The organism is Streptomyces sp. NPDC001980 (genome assembly GCF_040296885.1).
In the GTDB taxonomy this organism is placed as follows: domain Bacteria; phylum Actinomycetota; class Actinomycetes; order Streptomycetales; family Streptomycetaceae; genus Streptomyces.
Window position 1 is genome coordinate 1 of the sequence record NZ_JBEOYD010000115.1, and the last position, 1,265, is coordinate 1,265.

General features: G+C 68.9%; 1 protein-coding gene. It reads left to right on the forward strand.

Annotation, left to right across the window (positions count from 1 at the left end; genetic code table 11):
• Positions 1-1,265: cytochrome P450 (locus ABT137_RS50980; RefSeq protein WP_351720916.1), on the forward strand; the 1,265-nt coding region annotated here is incomplete at both ends.

Below are 1,265 nucleotides of genomic sequence, written 5' to 3' on the forward strand. Positions count from 1 at the left end.
AACATCAAGTCCGTCGGCGTGCCCACCTTCGCCGACGAGGTCGTCGTCACCCAGGGATCGGTGTCCGACCACCGCTTCGTCGCCGCGTACGGCTATCGGGGCCGCGTCACGGCTGCCGTGAGCTTCGACAACGGCAAGTGGCTGGACCACTACCGACGGTGGATCGAGTCGGCCGCGCCTTTCCCGCCCCGCTGCCCCACGCCGGACCAGCCGGCCGACATGAAACCGGTGTCCGTCGGCTTCCCCGGCCCCGCCCTGCTCGCGCGGGGCGCCGGCGCCACGGTGGTCGTCACCGGACACGACCCGGGTGAGCGCCGCATCACGGCCGTGCACCGCCATCGCCATCGCCATCAGCATCGGCATCGGCATCAGCAGGAGGAAGGCCGGACGACCACGACCGGGACGCCCGGCATGCTGCAACGGATCTTCGACTACTCCGCCCGGGCCGACCCCTACCCGCTCTACGCCGAGCTGCGCAGGACGCCGGTGGCCCGGCAGGACGACGGCTGCTATGTCGTCAGCGCCTATCGCGAGATCACGGACATACTGAATGACCCGCGTCTGAGTTCCGACGTCCGCAATCTGTCGTGTCCGATGCCCTCGGGCGAGGGAGGGGTCCCGGCGTCGTTCATCCACATGGACTCGCCCGAGCACGATCGCCTGCGGCGGATGGCGATGCGCCGCTTCGGCCCCCCGCACACCCCTGGGCTGGTGACCGGGCTCGAAGGCTTCCTGACCGCCACCGTCGGCGGCCTGGTCGATGGGCTGGCGGGCAAGGAACGGATCGACGTCGTCGACGATTTCGCCCTCCCGCTCCCCGTAACCGTGATCTGTCACCTGCTCGGCGTGCCACGCGCGGACGAGCCGCGGTTCCGGGTGTGGGTGAACGACATCATGAACTCCGTCGACTACGACCCCGAGACCGACCCGAAGGAGAAACTGGACAAGGGCGTACAGGCCCGCAACGACTTGCGCCAGTGCCTCGGCGAGCTGGTGGAACGGTGCCACGGCCGACCAGGAGACGACCTGCTGTCACGGTTGGCCAACGACGACGGGCCGGACGGGCGGATGACCGACGCCGACATCGTCGCCACCGCCAAACTGCTCCTCATCGCCGGTCACGAGACCATCGTCAACCTCATCACCAACGGCATGCTGACGCTGCTGCGCCACCCGCAGGTGCTGCAACGCCTGCGCGACGAACCGGACCTGATCGTGCCGCTGGTCGAGGAACTCCTGCGCTACGAGCCGCCCGTGCACATCAT